Origin of the sequence: Pseudomonas sp. TE50-2, assembly GCF_040813665.1 — a bacterium.
Classification (GTDB): Bacteria; Pseudomonadota; Gammaproteobacteria; order Pseudomonadales; family Pseudomonadaceae; genus Aquipseudomonas; species Aquipseudomonas soli.
In genome coordinates, this window is the sequence record NZ_JBFNXN010000001.1 from 122,015 (window position 1) to 141,893 (window position 19,879).

The 19,879-nt window shown below is 64.2% G+C and carries 17 protein-coding genes; 11 read left to right on the forward strand and 6 right to left on the reverse strand.

All coding sequences use genetic code 11. The features are described 5' to 3' along the window. Positions 1–163 precede the first annotated feature (163 nt). Entirely contained in the window at positions 164–4,795 is a 4,632-nt protein-coding gene (locus tag AAHK21_RS00480) for a DUF6543 domain-containing protein (RefSeq protein WP_367855994.1), read from the forward strand. Between the two features lie 2 nt (positions 4,796–4,797). Here the strand turns inward: AAHK21_RS00480 and AAHK21_RS00485 are convergent, their stop codons facing one another. After that, a complete protein-coding gene (locus tag AAHK21_RS00485; RefSeq protein WP_367855995.1) occupies positions 4,798–7,302 on the reverse strand; it encodes a UvrD-helicase domain-containing protein in 2,505 nt (834 codons plus the stop codon). 187 nt (positions 7,303–7,489) lie between these two features. On the opposite strand from AAHK21_RS00485, the gene AAHK21_RS00490 reads away from it, so the two are divergent. Next, positions 7,490–8,188, forward strand: coding sequence for a pirin family protein (locus AAHK21_RS00490; protein ID WP_367855996.1), 699 nt, complete (start codon positions 7,490–7,492; stop codon positions 8,186–8,188). Between the two features lie 159 nt (positions 8,189–8,347). Continuing rightward, complete coding sequence (locus tag AAHK21_RS00495) at positions 8,348–9,040, forward strand: hypothetical protein (protein WP_023631093.1); 693 nt, start codon at positions 8,348–8,350, stop codon at positions 9,038–9,040. Between the two features lie 99 nt (positions 9,041–9,139). Here the strand turns inward: AAHK21_RS00495 and AAHK21_RS00500 are convergent, their stop codons facing one another. Continuing rightward, positions 9,140–9,601, reverse strand: coding sequence for a sterol desaturase family protein (locus AAHK21_RS00500; RefSeq protein WP_367855997.1), 462 nt, complete (start codon positions 9,599–9,601; stop codon positions 9,140–9,142). Between the two features lie 74 nt (positions 9,602–9,675). Between AAHK21_RS00500 and AAHK21_RS00505 the strand changes: the two genes are divergently transcribed. Further along, a complete protein-coding gene (locus AAHK21_RS00505; protein ID WP_367855998.1) occupies positions 9,676–10,446 on the forward strand; it encodes a class I SAM-dependent methyltransferase in 771 nt (256 codons plus the stop codon). A 337-nt stretch (positions 10,447–10,783) separates the two neighbouring features. Beyond that, on the forward strand, positions 10,784–11,503 hold the full coding sequence (locus tag AAHK21_RS00510) for an MgtC/SapB family protein (protein WP_367855999.1): 720 nt from the start codon (positions 10,784–10,786) through the stop codon (positions 11,501–11,503). Here the strand turns inward: AAHK21_RS00510 and dksA are convergent. The 3 genes from dksA to AAHK21_RS00525 all read right to left on the reverse strand — a co-directional run bounded on the left by dksA (position 11,500) and on the right by AAHK21_RS00525 (position 13,897). Next, positions 11,500–11,907 carry an RNA polymerase-binding protein DksA gene (gene dksA / locus AAHK21_RS00515; RefSeq protein ID WP_367856000.1) on the reverse strand — a complete coding sequence of 136 codons (408 nt, stop codon included), beginning with the start codon at positions 11,905–11,907 and terminating at the stop codon, positions 11,500–11,502. The two genes, AAHK21_RS00510 and dksA, sit on opposite strands and share 4 nt — an antisense overlap. Before the next feature lie 89 nt (positions 11,908–11,996). Beyond that, positions 11,997–13,334: a dihydroorotase gene (locus tag AAHK21_RS00520; protein ID WP_367856001.1), complete on the reverse strand. Its 1,338-nt coding sequence runs from the start codon at positions 13,332–13,334 to the stop codon at positions 11,997–11,999. Positions 13,335–13,336: 2 nt separating this feature from the next. Continuing rightward, positions 13,337–13,897 (reverse strand): carbonate dehydratase, encoded by a 561-nt coding sequence (locus AAHK21_RS00525; RefSeq protein WP_046855480.1) that lies wholly within the window; start codon positions 13,895–13,897, stop codon positions 13,337–13,339. Positions 13,898–14,032: 135 nt separating this feature from the next. Here AAHK21_RS00525 and AAHK21_RS00530 point away from each other — a divergent pair, with 135 nt between their 5' ends. Together AAHK21_RS00530 and AAHK21_RS00535 are read left to right on the forward strand one after the other, a co-directional pair. Further along, positions 14,033–14,548, forward strand: coding sequence for a GNAT family N-acetyltransferase (locus AAHK21_RS00530; protein WP_367856002.1), 516 nt, complete (start codon positions 14,033–14,035; stop codon positions 14,546–14,548). Between the two features lie 72 nt (positions 14,549–14,620). Beyond that, positions 14,621–16,030 (forward strand): OmpA family protein, encoded by a 1,410-nt coding sequence (locus AAHK21_RS00535; RefSeq protein ID WP_367856003.1) that lies wholly within the window; start codon positions 14,621–14,623, stop codon positions 16,028–16,030. Here AAHK21_RS00535 and ppk2 read toward each other — a convergent pair. Next, positions 16,005–16,814 carry a polyphosphate kinase 2 gene (gene ppk2, locus AAHK21_RS00540; RefSeq protein ID WP_367856004.1) on the reverse strand — a complete coding sequence of 270 codons (810 nt, stop codon included), beginning with the start codon at positions 16,812–16,814 and terminating at the stop codon, positions 16,005–16,007. The two genes, AAHK21_RS00535 and ppk2, sit on opposite strands and share 26 nt — an antisense overlap. 241 nt (positions 16,815–17,055) lie before the next feature. Between ppk2 and AAHK21_RS00545 the strand changes: the two genes are divergently transcribed. The 4 genes from AAHK21_RS00545 to AAHK21_RS00560 all read left to right on the forward strand — a co-directional run bounded on the left by AAHK21_RS00545 (position 17,056) and on the right by AAHK21_RS00560 (position 19,872). Then, positions 17,056–17,688 (forward strand): hypothetical protein, encoded by a 633-nt coding sequence (locus tag AAHK21_RS00545; protein ID WP_367856005.1) that lies wholly within the window; start codon positions 17,056–17,058, stop codon positions 17,686–17,688. A 98-nt stretch (positions 17,689–17,786) separates the two neighbouring features. Next, positions 17,787–17,999: a hypothetical protein gene (locus AAHK21_RS00550; RefSeq protein ID WP_367856006.1), complete on the forward strand. Its 213-nt coding sequence runs from the start codon at positions 17,787–17,789 to the stop codon at positions 17,997–17,999. A gap of 86 nt (positions 18,000–18,085) precedes the next feature. Then, the gene (locus AAHK21_RS00555; RefSeq protein WP_367856007.1) at positions 18,086–18,667 is read left to right on the forward strand and encodes a LysE family translocator; all 582 of its coding nucleotides are present in this window, start codon (positions 18,086–18,088) and stop codon (positions 18,665–18,667) included. A gap of 242 nt (positions 18,668–18,909) precedes the next feature. Then, on the forward strand, positions 18,910–19,872 hold the full coding sequence (locus AAHK21_RS00560) for an IS110 family transposase (RefSeq protein ID WP_367856008.1): 963 nt from the start codon (positions 18,910–18,912) through the stop codon (positions 19,870–19,872). Positions 19,873–19,879 lie beyond the last annotated feature (7 nt).

Genomic DNA, 19,879 nt, shown 5'->3' on the forward strand with positions numbered 1-19,879 from the left:
AGGCCGTTGGCGTCAATGACCGACGGTGGGAACACCGCAGCCGCTGTGGGGCAAACGGCCGTGGGCGTGTCAGCCATTGCCCTGATGGCTGCGGCAATCATGTAACGCCCCAGGCGCCACCCCCTGCTCTTGAATGGCCGCTCCCACCCATTGGAATGCGACCATGCACTACAGCGAACCGCCCTACCACCAGCAACAGATCCTGCGCAGCCTGCCAGGCTGGACCAAGCACCTGCATCCCCACCACGTCAGCAGACTGCTGCGCCGAGCCCACCGCGAGCATGTCCAGCAGGACGGGCAGCCAGCCCCCTGGTTCGCCCAGGCCCCGGCCGCCCGCCAGGCCGAGTTGCGCCAGGCCATCAAGCAGCGCGCGACGAGCCACCAGGCACTGGCCAAGGCACTCCAGGATTTGCGCGGTATCACCGAGTTCTGCGAGCCGCTTCTGCAGGCACGGCTGGGCATTCAGGTGGCGCTGACACAGGCCCAATTCAGGCATCAGCCGTACACGTCGAGCCTGGGCGGCGAATTCCCCGACCCGGACGCGTCCCATCAGGCTCCCCGCACACCGGCCTCGATCGAAGAACCTGCCGGCACAGCCAATCTCACCAGCCTGCTCGAAGCGGCCCTGCACAATTTCGAAGGTGTTGCCGAGGTCGGCCCTTTCAGCACCCTGCAAGTCAGTGTCGACGACAGCAGCGCACTACCCGGCCTGAGCACCACTGCGTTTGTCACCCACTGCCGTGCACTCGACCTGGGGCAGCGCTATCAGGAGCACCTGCAGGAAATCTACGGCGGCCAGCGTAAAGCGCTGTTGCGCGGCCTGTGGAGCCAGGCCCGACGCGATGAACTCACGGTGCAGGCATTGATCGCGCAAATGCGCGGACACCTGACAGACGACGGCCTCCAGGCCCTGCAACAGCTCTGTAGCACGGACTCGCCGCCCTGCTACCGAGGAGCACCGGCCAAGGTAGCAGTCTTGCGCATGCTGGATATCCAGTTGCACGATCTGTTGCTGCTGACATCCAGCAGGCGGGCCACGCCGAACTGCATCGCCTACCTGCCTTTCGACGACGCGCAACCGGTGCAGGAATTCCACAACCGCCTGGCCTTCGCCAGGTACCTGCGCCGTCGCTTGCTGGAACCCGCCTACCGCGAACGCTTCCTGGAGCACGTCGCCCTGAAGGACCGCCCGCGAATGGCGAACAAGCTCAGTGCCAGACTGTTCGAAGCCACCGCAGGCGGTATGAGCCCATTGGAAACACCGTCCCCCGCCTTCGCCGAAACCGAGCCCGGCACACATCCCTGGCAAGGATTGCCGGCCACCACCTCGCGACAGGAGCAGGATTTACCGCGTCCCACCCTCTTCCCGGCACTGGCGATCCATGAAGTCGCGGTCGCCTTCCCGGTATGGCCCAAGCTGTTCAATGACCATGTCCAACGCCTGCAGGAGGACGCCCGCCGTATCGCGGTGCCAACGGCGGACATCGATGCCAGGGCCAGACGTGAGCGCCTGGCGTTGTGGGGCGAGCGTGGCTTGACCCTGCTCGGCGTGGCGGCCATGTTCGTCCCCGGCCTGGACGTCGCCATGCTGGCCGTGGGCGCGGGCCAGGTCATGGCCAGCATTTTCCACGGCTTCGAAGCCTGGTCCGAAGGTGACAACGCCGAAGCGGTAAACCAGGTCGAGTCGCTGCTGGTCAACCTGGGCAGCGTGGCCGCCATTGCCGGTGCCGCCAAACTGGCAGAAGCCTCCGGCTTCGTCGACTGGATGCAAAGCCTCTGGCTGGATGGCGAGGAGCGGCTATGGCACCCCCAGCTAGAGCAGTACCGCAGCCCGGTCGAGTTGCCGGCGGACCTGCAGCCGGACGAGCAAGGCGTCTTGCGCCATGACGACCGGCATTTCGTCGACCTGGACAATACACTGCACGAGATCCGCCAAGACCCCGAGGGGCACTGGCATGTTGTCCACCCGGCCAACCAACGGGCCTATCAACCACGCCTGCACGGCAATGGCAGCGGGGCCTGGCGCATGGCGCACGAACGACCACAGGACTGGGGACGGGTCAAGCTGATGCGCCGGCTAGGCCCGCTTGCCAGCGGCTTGACCGATGAGGAACTGATTGCGGTACTCGACAGTACCGACCTGGAACGCGGTGTGCTCGAGCAGGTTCACGTCGATGGCAGGCGCCCTCCCGCGCTGCTCGAGGACGCCCTGCGTCGCATCAAGGCCGGCAGCATCCAGCACAATCCATCCCCGCCGGCTTCTGCTCCGGCGCTGACGATCGGCCGCGTGTTCCCCGGCCTGCCCAGTCAAGCACTGGAGGAGTTGGTGGACGCGGCCAACGGCGCCGAACGCCAGGCCCTGCTCAGCGGACGAGTTCCCCTGCGACTGGCCGAAGAGGCGCGGCTGATGCAGGCCCGGTGCCGACTGGATCGGGCAATCCTGGGCCTGTACCGCCCCAGCCTGGCCAATGACGACAGCCGGCTCATCAGCGACAGCCTGTTGGCCGCACACCCACAATGGACGGAAGAACAGCGCTATCACGCCGCACTGGCCAACCGTCCGGCGACAGCACGCCTGCTCGGGCAGCAACCCGTGCGACCGGGCTGGCGCTCGCCCTTGCGCCTGAGCGAAGGGCGATCCGGATATCCACTTAGCCCCGGTATATTCGCCTCGCGGGCAGAGCGCGAACTGCATGCCCTGTACCCAGGGTTGAATGGCCGTGAGAACCGCCAATTGCTCGCCACCCTGCGTGTCCGGGGAAGTGTTGCCGAGCAGCTACAGGCCCTGCGCACCCAGCTGTCCTCGCTGCGCGAACAGCTTCACGCCTGGGCCGACAGAGGCGCACATGACTGGGGTGAAGAAGTCGGTACCTATTACACCAGGATCGCCGACCAGCTCGTTCGGGCGTGGCAACGCCTGGACGGCGACATGCTGAGCTTCTCCAATGTCGCCCTCGACGCCCTGCCGACACTCACGGCACGCTTCGACCACATCACCACGCTGTCGCTGGACAATCTCAACGTGATCGAGATGCCCGCCGATTTCCTGCAGGCTTTCCCATCGCTCAGGCGGGTGGATGTACGAAACAGCCCCGAATTGAGCGCCAGCTCGATCCTGCAGGCATTGCGCAACGCCCCACGGTTGCAGGAACTTCGCTTGAGCGGCACGCATCTGGGCGAGCTGCCCGCCATGGCCCATGAGGTGCTGCCCACCCTGCGCAGCCTGCGTAGCCTGGAATTGCCACATCACCGCTTGACACTCACCTTGCATGACCTGCAAATGCTCACCGGCCTGCCGCTGGAAACCCTGGACCTTCGAGCCAATCGTATTGCGCTGGACGCCAACATGGCGAATACGTTCGGTGCGATGCGAACACTGCGCCACCTGGACCTGAGCGACAATCGCCTCGCCATCAGCCCCAACCTGGCCGGCCTGGACAACCTCGCCAGCTTGCGCCTGGACAACAACCAATTGCGCCTCTGGCCCAAGGGGTTGAGCAGCCTGATGCAGCGCACCCCCTGCATGTTGCGGCTGGTGGACCTGAGCATGAACAGCATCGAACAGGTACCGGGATTGCCCGCGCTCTTGTCATCTCCCTACCTGGGCGAACTGTTGGCCAGACGTGCGCAGTACTGCTGGCGGTTCAACTACAACCCGTTGGACGAGACTACCCGCGAAAGCCTGCAGATTGTCGGCGCATCGGTCGAACAACGTGTCGAGGGCATCGACGCCTCCGCGCCACCAGTGCGAATCGACTGGCTGCAAAACGCCAGCCGGCAACAGCGGGCAACCTGGGAAGCGCTGTTCGACGCAGACGGCAATGCCAACCTGCGCCAAGTCGTCGAACAGGCCGGCATGTCGGCCAGTGCCCGTCGCCAGCCCCGAGCATTTGCCCATCAGGTATGGACACTGCTCGAGCGCGCAAGCGCCAGTACCCGCTTGCGCGCCCGCCTGGACGAAGTGGCCGGCGAATTCCCGGTGAGTTGTGGCGATGCCGGCGCCGATGGTTTCGGCACCTTGCAGATTGAAGTGATGGCCTACGATGAGGCCGCAGGCGCAGAGGTAGCCACGCCGCAGCTGTTCCAGTTCTTTCAGGGTTTGTTCCGGCGTGATCAGGTGAATACGCTGGCCCAGGACCTGTTCAACGCCCGCGTGGCCCGGCGCGATGCCCTGCGCGCACTGGATGCCTGGGCTGCCCGGCCGCTGGCCGGGCGCGGCGCCAGGCCCGTGCTGCCTGCCCTGCATCGCTTCGACACTTTGCCGGACGACGTGCTGCACAATGGCCTCGGTGAAGGCCTGGACCTGATCGAGATCCGCCTGGTCCTGCGCAGCGACCTTGCTCGTCGCCTGGACTTCCCCGAGCCCCAGCAGGCCATGCTGTACCGGCACACGGCAGAAGTCTCATCGAGGACCGAGGAAGCGGTGCACGATGAGGTCGATGCCCGGGACCAGGACGCCGAGGCGCGCCGCCAGTGGATCGCCCGGCAACCGGGCTGGCGGCGCCTGCTGCGCCGGGAGAACAGTGCCCGCTTCGCGGCGCTCAGAACACGCTGGGACATCGGCATGGACTACCTCGGCGGCAACGATCTCGACGGCCCGCTGGAGCCGCCGGTGATCGAAGCGCTGACCCAGGCCCTGGGCCGCAGCCCGCTGGCGGAGGATGGCCAGCCCCTGCGCGAGCCCATTGCCAGCGACGGCTACGTCGCTGGCATGAACCGCATGGCGCTGGGCCTGGAACAGGACGAGGACGCCCTCTACCTGCGCCTGACCCGCCGTCGCGACCCCAGCAACTGAGGCTACTGACCGCGCAGGTCTTCGAAGAAGGCCTGCCGCCCCTGCACCTGGCTCGACGCTCGCGGCTGCGCGGCAGCCTCGCCGCTGGCTTTTTCCACGTGCCAGTAGCAATGCCGGACCGCCCGCGTCACGGCCACATAGGCCAGGCGCTGCACCTCTTCCTTCTGCGCCGTGTCGAATGCCTGGGCGTCGCCCGGCTTGCCCAGGCCGGCCAGGCGATACGCCTGGTTCTTGTAGGGCGAGCTGGTCAGGTACTGGCAATCGCCGAGCATGAACACCGCGTCAGCCTGCAGCCCCTTGGCGCTGTGATAGGTCAGCTGGCGTAGCCGGCGCTGGCCGGACGGCAAGCTAGAATCCGCTTTAACTATTGACGATAAATACTGATCTATCAATAATTTATCGCTTGTTTTTCGAAACAGAATCATGACCGTTTCACCCCGTTGGTAATGCTCGATCACGGTTTCGGCAAGTGCCGCCTCGTCCCGGTCGAAGACCTTCACCGGCGACAGCGGCAGCTCGGCCGCCAGTCCGCTGGCCCTGGCTTTCTTGCCGGTGATGGCCGGGGTGCCTTTGACCAGGTGCTCGGCGGCCTCGATGATGTGCTGCTGGCTGCGGTAGTTTTCCACCAGCATCACCCGCGTGTTGGCCGGTGACGGGAAGGCCTTGGTGAACTCCATGAAGTATTTCGGCGAGCTGCCGCGCCAACCATAGATCGACTGCCAGTCGTCGCCCACGCACATCAGCGATGAATGTTGCGCCACCCGCCCGCTGTGCATGGCCGGCCCACGGCGGCGGATTTCGGCGAGGCAGGCACGCAGCCAGCTGACGATCTGCGGCGAGACGTCCTGGAACTCGTCGATCATCAGGTGCGCCAATGGGCGCAGCAACGGATCGGGCAGCAAGCCGAGATTCTCCGGGTTGTTCTCACCGAACAGGGCAAACATGCGGTTGTAGGTCAGCACCGGCGGCGACTGCGTCAGCAGGTGTGCTTCCAGTGCCTTCCAGAACAGCGCCAGGGCTTCGAAGAATGCCGCGTCGCTGTCGCCGGACGGGAAGCTCATGGCGGCGACGGCGTTGTTGACGTCCAGGCCGAGGTTCTCGATGAAGCTGGCGGCGCTGACGAAGGCGTCGAGCAAGGGCGCCGGGGCCAGCTCGCCCTTGACCTTGTACTCGAAGCCCGGACCGGCCACGGCATCACCCGCCAAGGACGTGGCAAGTCGCTTTGCCGACGCGTAATTATCTAGCCATATCAATGGTTTATCGCAAAAAGCTTGAAACAGGGTGCGCTTTACCGCCCATTCCGCGCGCACCGCCAGCTTGGCGCCCGGGCGCTGGTACTGGGCGCTTTCGGACGGGTCGAAGCCCAGTACCACCCAGGCGTCCAGCCCTTCCAGGCGGCCATGGACATGAAAGCGGCTGCCGCGGATCTGCACCGTGTCCCGGCACGGCTCGATACCCTTGATCGGCCAGGCACCAGCGGCGAACCACAGGTCCTCGATCACATCGCTCAGTTCCTCGTCGCGCTGGGCGGCCAGTTGGGTTACCTGCACACGCTTCTGCACATCCGGGTGGTCCGGATCCAGCGGCTTGAGCAGCAGCGCCTCCTGGCGCAACGCGCCGACCAGCTGGGCGAAACGCGGGCTCTGGCCCAGCAGGTCGCTGTAACACTGGTTGAGCTGCTGGCGCTGGGCATCGTTCAGGCGCAGGTCGAACGGGTTGCTCTCAGCGTTCGCCTCGCCGCCTGCGGGCATCTCGTTGCCCAGGGTCTCGAACGCCCGCACCTGGGCGAAGCCGGGCAGGCTGCGCACCAGCGGCAGGATGCGCGAATGGAATGTACGCACCAGTTCCCGCCCCTGGGCAGGCGACAGTTCGAGCTGCCACAGGGCGAACACCTGCAGCAGGCGCTGGATGAAGTCACGGCGCGACTCGCGGGTGAAGGTCACCACGGTAAGGGCATCGAGCTCGAAGCCCAGGTAGTGACGCAGCAGCAGGATACGCAGCACCAGCGAGGTCGACTTGCCGGCACCGGCGCCGGCCACGACGCAGGTCGAGGGTGTGTCGCTGAAGATCAGCTTCCATTGTGCCGCGCTCGGTTGCGCCTCGGCAGGCAGACGCCTGGCGACATCAGCCTTGAAGCGCTTTTTCAGCTCGGCGGTCAACGGCAGGCGCCAGTCGTCGAACAGGTTGTCATCCTGCCCCGGCACACCGGCATTCTCCGGGCGGGTATCGCGGATCACCAGGACCTGGCGCCCGGCCTCGAAACCAGCGGCCCGGCCCTGCTCGTAGCCCTCACGCAAGCCATCGGCATGGCCGTTGCGCTGCCCCGTGGCGTGGCCGAGGAACCAGGAGTCGCGGTGCTGCGCCTGCAGGCGCGACAAGCCTCGCCCCAGCAGGCGGGCGGCCAGGCGGCGCAGCCAGGGCAACTGGGCGGGAGGGGTCAGGTCGGCCGGGGTCCGGGGATGCTCGTGCGGCACGGTCACTCCATTGAAAATCAGTACAGCCGGCATGTTCGCCTCATCCGCGTAAAAGTGCCAGCGAATGCTTATGGATCATGGAATTAGGCGATGAACCGCATGCGGAGTCGCATATTTAAATATCGTAATTATAGATAGTAACGAGTCGATATTTACGCTTTTTATCGATATTTAAGGCGCGCATCATGCCCTCATTCCAGCGAATCAGAGGAGCACCACCATGCTGCAACTGCGACCCTTCGAAAGCCTTGGCCACGCCAACCACGGCTGGCTCGACGCCCATCATCACTTCTCCTTCGCCGAGTACCATGACCCGGCACGCATGCACTGGGGCAACCTGCGCGTGTGGAACGACGACCTGATCGCCGCCGGTGCAGGCTTCCCACCGCACCCGCACCGGGACATGGAGATCATCACCTACGTTCGCGAAGGCGCCATCACCCATCAGGACAGCCTGGGCAACAAGGGCCGCACTGAAGCTGGCGACGTGCAGGTCATGAGCGCTGGCAGCGGCATCGTCCACAGCGAGTACAACCTGGAGAAGGTCGACACGCGGATCTTCCAGATCTGGATCATCCCGGAAAAGGTCGGCGACGCGCCCTCCTGGGGTAGCCGCCCGTTCCCCAAGGGTGAACGTGGCGAAGGCTTCGTGACCCTGGCCAGCGGCCGCGAAGGCGATGACGACAGCCTGCGCATCCGCACCGACGCGCGCCTGGTTGCCGCGACCCTACGCGCCGGTGAAAGCGCCGAGTACCGCCTCGATGAGGGCCGCCGCGGCTACCTGGTACCAGCCAAGGGACGGATCGAAGTGAACGGCTTGCACGCCAAGGCCCGTGACGGGGTGGCGATCGAGCAGGAAACGCTGCTGAAGGTAACGGCGTTGGAAGACAGCGAAATCGTGCTGGTCGATGTAGCCTGATCGTCCTTGGCCGGCTTGCCGGCGCAGGCCGATATCGCACTTTTTCGCGTTTGTGCGCTCTATGCATGGCCAGGTCCCACCGATCCCCGGTGGGACCGACTTTTGCAACCGGTGCCGATGGCCGTACGAAGACGTCTTCCTTTTCCTCGCCTACTGCTGATGGCTGGCAGCCTCGCGTGCCTGGTCGCCTGCACCCAGCAGCAGGGCCGCGACATGCTCACCCAGTTCGGCAACGGCAAGCCCGACGAGCTGTTCCAGACCAGCGTCGACCGCATGGCCACCCTGGCCATGCGCGACAACCTGCAGAGCCTGTACCTGCTGATGAACAAGCTGTACCTGCGCAACCCCAACCAGTGGCGGCAATCGGGTTACCTCGACGCCACCACGGCGGCGCGGCAGATCCGCATCGCCATCGAACAGCGCCAGCCCCTGGCACAACTGGGCGAGCGCCGCGACCTGGCGGCCTTGAGCTACGCCCTGAGCCCGGAGTTTCGCGGCGACCGGGTGGGCGCGTTCATCTACGCCATCGGCAGCATGCTGGTCACCGCCCACGGCGGGCGCACCGAGTTCTACATGACCGACACCCTCGACCCGTTGTTCATCCACAATGCCGCGCGCAACATCGAGAAGGCCACCTGGATGCTCGGCCAGCGCCAGGATGCCAATGGCGTGCTCCTGTTGTTTTCCAACGAAATCTCCGAGCAAGGCAGCAACCTCAGCTTCGCGGTGGAGTTCGGCAAGGTCGTCGCCCGCCTCGACCTGCTGGCGCAGATGCTTGACGAGCGCTATCGGCGGATCGGCCTGAATTACGCGCAAAGCCTGCTGTTGATGAATTTCCTGCCGGTGCAATGAGCCACGTCCGCCAGCAGTGCGGAGCGTTGCCGTCGCAGCCCCCTCAAGCGGCACGGTTGAGCCGTATCCGGCCCAACAGGCAAATGAGGCGCCAAGCAATCAACCCCGTCGCCGTTTCAGCTGCTGCTTCAACACCCGCAACGGCGGCGCATAGAAGAACCCGAACGACACGCTGCCCTCGCGGCCCTTCACCGCATGGTGCAGGCGATGGGCGCGGTAAAGACGCTTGAGGTAGCGATTGACCGGTTTCGGTGCCCTCGGCCAATGGCGGTGGAAGAATCCGTCATGGGCCAGCACGTAGGCCAGCCCATAGCCCGCCACGCCGCCACCAACCCATTGCAGCGGCGCGTGCCCAGCCTTGCCCAGCATCACCAGGGCAGCGGCGATAAGCCCGAGCGCCAGCAGGTAGAGGTCGTTGGTTTCCAGCATGCCCAGTTGCGGCTCGTGATGCGAGCGGTGCAGCCACCAGCCCCAGCCGTGCATGACGTACTTGTGGGCCAGCGTGCCGACGCCCTCCATGGCCACCAGGGTGCCGAACAGCACGGCGAGATTGAACAACATGTATCGGTCCGGGGGGGTTGGCAACGAAAGGCGCAAGCGTACCATTGCCGCCAGGTCATTCAGAGGGATTTTCCATGAAGGATGTACACGCCTCGGCCAGCACCGGCTACACCCGACAGTCGGGCAACTACGAGCAAGGTCGGCCGGACTACCCCGTCGCCTTGCAGGACTGGTTACGCGACACCCTGGGCATCAACGCCGGCACCCCGGTGCTTGACCTGGGCGCCGGCACCGGCAAGTTCACTCGCCTGCTCAGCACGCTGGCACCGCGCCTGACAGCAGTGGAACCGGTGGCCGCCATGCGCGCACGCTTCCACGAACGGCTGCCCGACATCCCCGTGCTCGAGGGCACGGCACAGCACATCCCGCTGGCCGAGGCCAGCCAGCAGGTGCTGGTCTGCGCCCAGGCCTTCCACTGGTTCGCCGATGCCGCCGCCCTGGAGGAGATGCACCGGGTGCTGGCCCCCGGCGGCCGCCTGGGACTGATCTGGAACGTGCGCGACGAAACAGTGGACTGGGTGGCGCGGATCACCGAAATCATCACACCCTACGAGGGTGACACGCCACGTTTTCACACCGGGCGCTGGCGCGAAGCCCTCGCAGGCAGCCGCTTCAGCACCCCGCAGCTGACCACCCTGCCCCATGCCCATGAGGGTGATCCACAGACCGTGATTCTCGAACGCCTGCGCTCGGTGAGCTTCATCGCCGCCCTGCCCCAGGCCGAACAAGACGAGGTCATGGGCCAGTTGCAAGCGCTGATCGACAACCATCCAGACCTCCGGGGCCGTGAGCGCATCGCATTCCCTTACCGCACCCAGGCCTACGTCTGCCAGCGCCTGCCGTAACAGGATTGTCATGATTCATGCCTTGACCCCACGCGGGTCGAGGCGTATGGTCCGCCGCGCATTCAAGCATCCCTTACACAGGAGTCCCCTGCATTGGACAGTAGCCCCAGTCGATTGCGACAGGCCCACACGGCGAGCTAGTCCGGCAGCGTTCCTGCCACTGTCTCGCCGCACTCGGTAGACGGTGGTTTCCTTCGGCCTTCCCTGGCTGAACATTCCTCCTTGCTTCCCAGCCCTGCCCCCGGCATGGCGCGTGGTCCTGCGCATTCCTCGTTTGCAATCGCGCCGTCTCAAGCCGGCGCCCATGCGGGCCATCGCCCGCAGAACGGAGTTCGCTATGGATTGGAAAATCTTCCTGCTGCGCGTCAGCGTGGCCCTGCTGCTCGGTGCCCTGATCGGCGCCGAGCGTCAACTGCGCCAGCGCCTGACCGGCCTGCGCACCAACGCCCTGGTCAGCACCGGCGCCTGCCTGTTCGTGCTGATGACCCAGGCCGTACCGGGCATGGCGCCCACCGATGCCTCGCGCATCGCTGCCTATGTGGTATCGGGCATTGGCTTTCTCGGCGGCGGCGTGATCATGCGCGACGGCTTCAACGTGCGTGGCCTGAACACCGCCGCCACCCTCTGGTGCACCGCCGCGGTCGGCGTGCTGTGCAGCCTCGGGCTGTTGCTGGAGGCGTCGCTGGGCAGCCTGGTGGTGCTGTGCGCCAACATCCTGCTGCGCGATCTCGCCCAGCGCCTCGACCGCCAGGACGTGCTGCCGGCGAGCGAAGTCGAGCAGCGCTACGAGGTGCGCATCGTCTGCCGCGCCGAGGACGAGATCCAGGTGCGCAGCCTGATGCTGCACAGCCTCAGCGACCCGGGCCTGCGCCTGCAGTCGCTGCACAGCGAGGACCTGGCCGACCCGACGCGCCTGGAAGTACGCGCCGAACTGCTCGGCACGCCCCAGGCGCCAACCCAGCTGGAGCGCCTGGTCGGCCGGGTGAGCCTGGAGAAAGGCGTCAGTTCGGTGCGCTGGCAGTTACAGCTGCAGGCTCACGGCCTGAACATCGACTAGACGCTGTCGCGCACATGCCGCTCGCGCAGCTCCTGGCGCTCCTTGGCCTCGACGCACAAGGTCGCGGTGGGCCGCAGCAGCAAGCGGCGCAGGCCGATCGGCTCGCCGGTTTCCTCGCACCAGCCGTAGTCGCCCCGGACCAGGCGCTCCAGCGCCTGGTCGATCTTGTCGAGCAGCTTCTTTTCCCGCTCCAGCGAGCGCAGTTGCCAGTGGCGCTCTTCCTCGGCGCTGCCGATGTCGGCGAGGTCGCTGTGCACCTCTTGCTCCCGCAGGGCGAGGAACTCCTGTTCGATACGGCCCTGCAGCTCGCCGCGCTGGGCCAGCAGCAGGTTACGGAAGAATTGCCGCTGCGGCTCGTTCATGTAGGCGGCGGCAGGTTGTTGCAACAATTGCTCTTCAGTCATGGCAAGGTTCCGAAATGCTGGGCGCGCGTCGCGCCCCTTTCGCTGGCAAGCCAGCTCCCACAGGGGCTGCGCAGCCGCCCCTGGCTCAATCAACGGTCGAACATCAAGGGCAATCCCTGGCACGGGTCGCGCACCTGGCCCTGGTGCCAGGCCAGTTGCCCAGACACCACCGTGCTACGTACCACATGGTGGAAGGCGCGCTGCTGGAACGGCGTCCAGCCGCAGCGCGCCAGGATCGGGTCGTCAGCCACGGCCCGTGGCCTGGCCAGGCGCTCGACGATGGCGAAGTCCGCCCAGTACCCCTCGCGCAGGAAACCACGTTCGCGAATGGCGAACAGCTCGGCCACCGCATGGCTGGTCTTGGTCACCACCTGGGCCATGCTCAGCACGCCTTCGCTGACCAGTTCCAGCGCCGCCGGCAGGGCATGCTGCACCAGCGGCAGGCCAGACGGCGCGCGGGTATACACCCGGCGCTTTTCCTCCAGGGTATGCGGCGCGTGGTCGGTACCGATCACATCAATACGGTCACGGGCCAGGGCGTTGCGCAGGGCGTCGCGGTCGGTGCCGGTCTTGATCGCCGGATTGCACTTGATCAGATGGCCGAGGCTGGCGTAATCGCTGTCGTCGAACAGCAGGTGGTGCAGGCACACCTCAGCGGTGATGCGCTTGCCGCTCACCGGGCCAGGCGTGAACAACGCCAGCTCGCGCACCGTGGTCAGGTGCAGCACATGCAGGCGCGTGCCGAAGCGCCGGGCCAGCTGCACGGCCAGGCTCGAGGAACGGTAGCAGGCGTCGGCATCACGGATCAGCGGGTGCGCGGCCGGAGGAATGAACTCGCCGTGGCGCGCCCGCCACCAAGCCTCGTTCTGCAGAATGCTTGGCGTGTGCTCGCAATGGGCCAAGACGATGGTCGGCGCATAGACGAAGAGTTTTTCCAGCACCTGCGGATCGTCTACCAGCATGTCGCCAGTGGACGCGCCCATGAACACCTTGATCCCGGCAACATCGCGCGGGTCGAGGGCGGCAATGGTGTCGAGGTTGTCGCGGCTAACGCCGAAGTGAAAGCCATAGTTGGCCCGTGAGCCCGCCGCCGCCCGGCGCTTCTTGTCGGCCAGCGCCTCCAGGGTCAACGTCGGCGGGTTGGTGTTGGGCATGTCCATGTAGCTGGTGATGCCCCCGGCCACCGCCGCCCGCGACTCGCTGGCGATACTGCCTTTGTGCGGCGCCCCCGGCTCGCGAAAATGCACCTGATCATCGATCATCCCTGGCAGCAACCAGGCGCCCTTGGCATCGATCTCCAGTGCCGCCCGGGCGTTGTCGAGGCTGCCGGCGATCCGTTCTATGCGCCCATGGCGCACCAGCAGGTCGGCTTCGAATTCACGGCCCTCGTTGACCAGCCGCGCATTGCGCACCAATAGCGTGTCCATGCTCAGAACTCGTTCTGCAAGGCCTTGTAGCCCTGGACTAGGTCGATATTGGTGCGCGCCACGTCCTCGGAAAACTCCGAGGCCGACACGCTGACCGGCGGGTAGCGCTCCAGGTCGGTATGCGGGCCGATGTGCTCGGTGGGCGGCACGTAGAAGCGCGGTGGCAAGTCGCGGCCGTCGACCACCGAGTTGTGCCGCACCACGCTGCCATCACCGACCTTGCAGTTGAACAGCACGCTGTTGAAGCCGATGAACACCCGGTCGCCGACTTCGCACGGACCGTGGACGATGGAGCGGTGGGCGATCGAGCTGTACTGGCCGATGCGCACTGCCGCGCCGGACTTGGAATGGATCACCACGCCGTCCTGGATATTGGAATTGGCGCCGATGACGATTGGCTGCATGTCGCCGCTGGCGTCCACCTCGTCGGCGCGGATTACCGCATAAGGGCCGACGAACACGTTGTCGTGGATGATCACCTTGCCGCAGATGATGGCGGTGTGGTCGATATAGGCCGATTCGGCGATTTGCGGAAGATGGCCGGAGGGGTTTCTGCGGATCACGGTGAGGGTCCTGCCTGGGAGGAAGAATGTAAATGTTACGTTATAACAATTACATTGCAACACCTTCCCGCGTCGATCTGGCAAACTGCACGTTACTGCGCGTCAACGCCCGTGCCTGAAGGTCTTGTGTCCCCCATGCCTGTCCGCCCTACTCTCACCGCTGATGTTCCAGCGCTCCCTGCCCTGGAACGCTCCGCCGCCCAGGCATTCCGGCAATTGCCGCACCTCGCCTGGCTGGCCGACAGCGACGTGATGAATGAAGCCGAACACCTGGCATTCGTGAGCGAAGGTTGCAGCTGGGTCGCCGTGGATGACCAGGACCAGGCACTGGGTTTTCTCTGCGCCAGCGTTGCCGACGACGCCTTGCACATCCAGGAGCTGTCCGTGCGGCAAGAGGCCCAGGGCCGCGGCTTGGGCCGGCGCCTGCTGGACCAGGCACGGCATGCCGCTCGCCTCAAGGGCCTGGCCTGGCTGACCCTGACCACCTTCGACGATGTCCCCTGGAATGCCCCGTTCTATCAGCGCTACGGCTTCGAACGTCTGGCGGCGCGACAGCTGGATCATCGCCTGCAGGCCGTCATCTCCGGCGAGCTGGCCCACGGCCTGACCGGTCGCTGCGCCATGCGCTTGGGCATTACCTGCGACCTCTAAATGATGTCAATTTGACATCCTGCTGTAAGCGCGTGAAGCTGGTCGTTTTCCACGCCGATGTAGAGGTTCTGCTTGTCCGAGCTCCTTGACCTGATCAATAAACACATGAGCCTGGCCTCCAAGCTGGTTATCGGCTGGGGCGTCGTCATTACTTGGGGCTATTGCGCGTTCCTCATCAACTTTTTCCCCACGGGCCTCAACCTGGCCGATGGCCTGGTGTTCGTATTCATTGCCCTGGGATTCGGGCTTGTCTATTTCTTGTGGCTGCTGATGGGATTCATGATCTGCTACTTCGGCCACCTCATTTTCGAGGAGCCCCTGAGCAGCGATAGAAAAAAGGCTGCATGGCAACTGCTGGAAAAGGCGATGTACGCGATCGTCTGCCTGACGTTCCTGGCTCTGCTTGCCTACTTGGCCTTTAGACTTGAAAGTCCTGAAAGCTTTGTCGCACCCTGCGTTTCCGGCTTTATCCTCTACATTACAGCCTTCAAGTGGCGGACCTCCGACTCACGGCAATCCATGACGCCCGCTGCCATGCCCGCATCGAATGAGGCTGGCGATTCCACGTTGCAAAGCGCACCCGCAAGCGACCCTCAATCTTCCCTGTCATCGTCAGCCGATAGTCCTGCCTCCACAGAACGTGCCCGCTGGCGCATCGTGATTGCCGCCACGGCAATCTTCCTGGTTCCAACCATGGCGATACCCGCCTTGGGCAAGATCATCCGCGGCTCGTTCAGTTTCATCGGTATCCAGCAGGGCAACGTCTCCCTGGCGCTGAACGAAGAGAATCGCGCTGTCGTCGACAGCATTGCCAAGGAACTCGACCTGTCTATTTATGGATGCATGACAACCGATAACAAGAGTTACATCGCCCACCATTTCAACGTCCTGTGGCACGGTCTGGGGGAGCGCAGCTTGGTTCAACTGCTGGCTTACGAAGATGAAAAGTGGAAGCCCCGTGTGACAATCGAGCTCGAGCGCACGGGCATGAAGGTCCTGCGGGCCGAGAACAAGGACACCGCATTCACCACCTGTCGCACACTGCAGGCAGACGCCTTGTTCGATCACTACGAAGACCAACTCAACAAGTATGGCAAACAGCAGTTGTCCCATTTCGCCGATGAGATGCTGAAGCTGCAGGGCAGGCACCTGGCTATCGATGCCGCCACCATCACCGGGTACACCGACAGAATGCCCGTGTTGCGTAGCGGCGACTCGAACATAGAGTTATCGGCACGCCGGGCCGAAAGTGTCTACGTGGCGCTACAGGACCAACTGCCCGCCGACCTTCAGGTAAAACGCATCGGGCAGGGATCACTGTCGCCCAGATCCAGCTGTCCTGCCGAGATGAGCACGGCAGCGCTGAAAGAGTGCCTGGCAGTCGACAGGCGCGTGGAAGTCCAGCTAAGACTGGCTGAGCGCAAGCCCGAATCCCCTGCCCCGACCCAGGCAGGCATCAAAACCGCTGCGCCACCATCTTGAACGGATACGGCTGCGCCTTGTACTTGCCGATCTTGCCGCGCTTGGGCAGTGTCACCTTGTGCTCCCGGCTGAGGTCCTTGTACGGGATCTGCTGCAACAGGTGACTGATGATATTCAGCCGTGCCTTGCGCTTGTCCTCCGAGCGCGCCATGTACCAGGGTGCCCAGGAAGAATCGGAGGCGGCGAACATGTCGTCGCGGGCGCGGGTGTAGTCGTCCCAGCGGTTGTAGGACTTGACGTCCATCGGCGACAGCTTCCACAGCTTGCGCCCGTCGCTGATGCGGTCCTGCAGCCGGCGGGCCTGTTCCTCGGCACTGACCTCGAGCCAGTACTTGATGAGGATGATCCCCGACTCGACCATCATCCGCTCGAACATCGGCACCACGGTGAGGAACTTGTGGGCCTGCTCGTCGCTGCAGAAGCCCATCACCCGCTCCACGCCGGCGCGGTTGTACCAACTGCGGTCGAAGATCACCACCTCGCCGGCCGCCGGCAGGTGGGTCAGGTAGCGCTGGGCGTACATCTGGGTCTTCTCGCGCTCGGTGGGCGCCGGCAGCGCCACCACGCGGAACACCCGCGGGCTGACGCGCTCGGTGATGGCCTTGATGGTGCCGCCCTTGCCCGCGCCGTCGCGGCCTTCGAAGACGATGCACACCTTCAGGCCCTTCTCTACCACCCACTGCTGGAGCTTGACCAGCTCCACATGCAGGCGCCTGAGTTCCGCCTCGTAGGTCTTGCGTCCAAGCTTCTCGTCGACCTCACCCTTGCGCTTGCCCTTGGCCATCGCCTGCTCCCCTCTGCCCGCTTCAGGTCACCCCGACGACGCCGGGGCGGAACCAGCAGAGTATGGCTGAACACTCACCATTTGCCGGTTGGCCGCCAGTCGGTGCCAGAGGCAGGCTTTGCCAAACAGCGCACAGCACGGGCGATATGTCGTCGTGCCACGATTGCGGCCGCTCTGGCCCGCGGGTTCTAATCCTGGCCTGCGCTCCACCCAGCAATTGGCAATACAAGGAAGCCTTACAATGGACAGGAAGATCATACCGCTGGCGTTGCTGGCGACCCTGGTCGGCTGCTCGGACAACCAGCAGCCTCGTGAAGCCGACCTGCGCCAGGCTGCCCAAGCCTACCTCGACAGCCAGTACCCGCACTGTTTCGTGATCAGCGCCTTCCCCACCCGCACCCGTGACTTCGATGTCGAAGGAACCAACCAGGCCCTGCACGCCCTGGCCCAGGTCGGCGTGGTCAGCGAACGGGAGGTTGCCCGTACCGAAGTCCCTGAGCGCCTGTGGCAGCCGGCACGCACCGACATCTACTACGCCTACGACCTCACCGACGAGGGCCGCCGCTACTACAAGGCCGATGCAAGGCGCAAGGCAAACGGCGCCAGCACCGGCGGGCTGTGCTTCGGCAAGGCCAAGGTCACCGCCATCAACAGCGTCGGCAAGCCTACCGAACATGATGGGCGCAAGCAGTCGCAGGTTAGCTACAGCTACCAGGTGAACGAACTGCCGACCTGGGCCAGCGACGCGGCGGTCCAGGCCGGCATCGCAGGCCTCGGCCAGGCAGCCGCCAGTGCCGCCAAGCCGCTGGAGGAAACCCGCGCCATGGTGCTCACGGACCACGGATGGGTGCACGAACAACTGCTAGCCAACTGATCAAGGTGTTAATCCTGGGAAAATCTGCGCACGCCATCCTTGCCTCAACCCGGCCGCCTGGCGGCCGTTTTTCAGGTCAATCGATGGAGACCCCGGTGATGAAAACCCTAACCTGTGCACTCGCCCTGCTGGCAACGATCTCGGCCACCTCGGCCTTTGCCGAAGGCGGCGCCGACCGCCTCAAGGAACGCAGCGACCAATGGGCGCTGCAACACCAGCAGGCCGAGCAGATCGCCAAGGGTGACGCCCAGTCACCCGCCCAGCAGCAAGCCCAGCAAACCCAGGACAACGCCAACACACCCTCCAGCTGATAGGCCCCTTGGGCATTTTTGTTCAATACCCGCGCCGCGGCCTCGGGCAGGATAGCCGCACTATCCTCCCCACAAGGAAACGCCCGATGAGCCTGACACTGTCCATGGCGGCCTTCGCCCTGGCCGCCTCCATCTCCCCCGGCCCGGTCAACATCGTCGCCCTCGGCAGCGGCGCGCGCCACGGCCTGCGGGCCAGCATCGGGCATGCGGCCGGCGCCACCCTGGGCTTCTGCCTGCTGCTGGTGCTGGTGGGTCTGGGCGTGCATGAGGTGCTGCTGCGCTGGCCGTTGCTGGGGCAGCTGTTGCATTGGGGCGGGGTGCTGTTCCTGCTGTACATGGCATGGAAGCTGGCCAGCGACGACGGCGCGCTGGGGGCCGAGGATGGCAAGCGGGCGCCAAGTGCCTGGCACGGCGCGGCCATGCAGTGGCTGAGCCCCAAGGCCTGGCTGGCGGCCGTGGCCGGCATCGGCGCCTATACCGGCGGCGAACAGCAGCTGTTGTGGCTGTTCACCTGGATCTACGGGCCGATCTGCTTCGTCTCCGTGGCCAGCTGGGCCTGGGCCGGCAGTGTGATCCGCCAGTACCTGGCCGAGCCGTGGCGGATGCGTCTGCTCAATCGGGTGCTGGCGGGGTTGCTGGTGGCGAGCGCGGTGTACCTGATGGTATGAGGTTGACGGTTCGGGCCCTATCGCGGGGCAAGCCCACTTGTATGGTTAGACTTGAAGGGGTGGTGGGACTAAATGCCCGATTCTGACTGTTCGCATCAGTACAGACCGTGGGAGACATCGCCCCACCCCTTCCACCAAAGCGCCGATAAAGAATGCATCGTTTGCAAGCGACGATAGAAGCAAGCCAGCGCCTCTTGGTGAAACCCCTTCAAGCCAAAAAACCATAACGTGAGGAAGCGCCCATGGCAATGCAGGTTGGCAAGCTGATCGTGGGTGCGGATGTCGCGAAAGCTGAACTGGTGATTCATCACGATGATCGCGATGAGGTCATCAGGCTGAAAAACGCCAAACTCGAAATCAAAAGATGGCTGAAACAGCAGCCTCTCAACACGGCTATTGCTGTTGAGGCGACTAATGTTTATCACCTCGATCTGGTTGAACTGGCTCACAGCCTAGGCTTCGAGGTGTATGTCATTGATGGGTTCCAGCTGAGCAACTACCGGAAAAGCGTGGGTGGACGAGTGAAAACGGATCCTTCTGATGCTCGGCTGCTGTCCCGGTTTTTGAAAAACGAGGGGGAAGACCTTCGCCCTTGGACTCCTCCTCCCGCCGTCTACGGCAAGCTACAGAGCCTTCTTCGACGCAGATCGGCCTTGGTGACTGCTCGCACTGCAATGATGCAGAGCTGGGCTAATGAAGCCTTGTTGAAAGTCGCCTTCAAAACCTTTGTAAAATCCATAGACAGGCTGGATCTACTGATCCAAAAAAAGATTAAGGAAGTGCTGCGAGAAGCTGGCCTGCACGAACAAGTTGCCCGCTGCCAAGCGATAGAGGGCATTGGTTTTCTCACCGCTACGGCATTGGTGATGGCCTTTATGCGGGGCGAGTTCAAAAGCAGTGACTCGTACATTGCATTCCTGGGAATGGATCTACGAGTCAGTGATTCAGGACAGAAAAATGGACGCCGCCGCCTGACGAAAAGAGGCTGCTCGGAGATCAGGCGTCTATTGCATAACGCCGCCATGGCGGCGAGCCGATCGGCTGCTTGGAAAGACGTCTACGAACAATATCGGAAAGCGGGTAAAGCAACGACACAGGCGCTGGTAATCCTGGCTAGAAAGCTTGCACGAGTGGCATTCGCCCTGATGAAAAACCAGGACGAATATGTCACTAAAGGCGGAAAACTGGCTTGCTGCAAACCATAGAATCTCC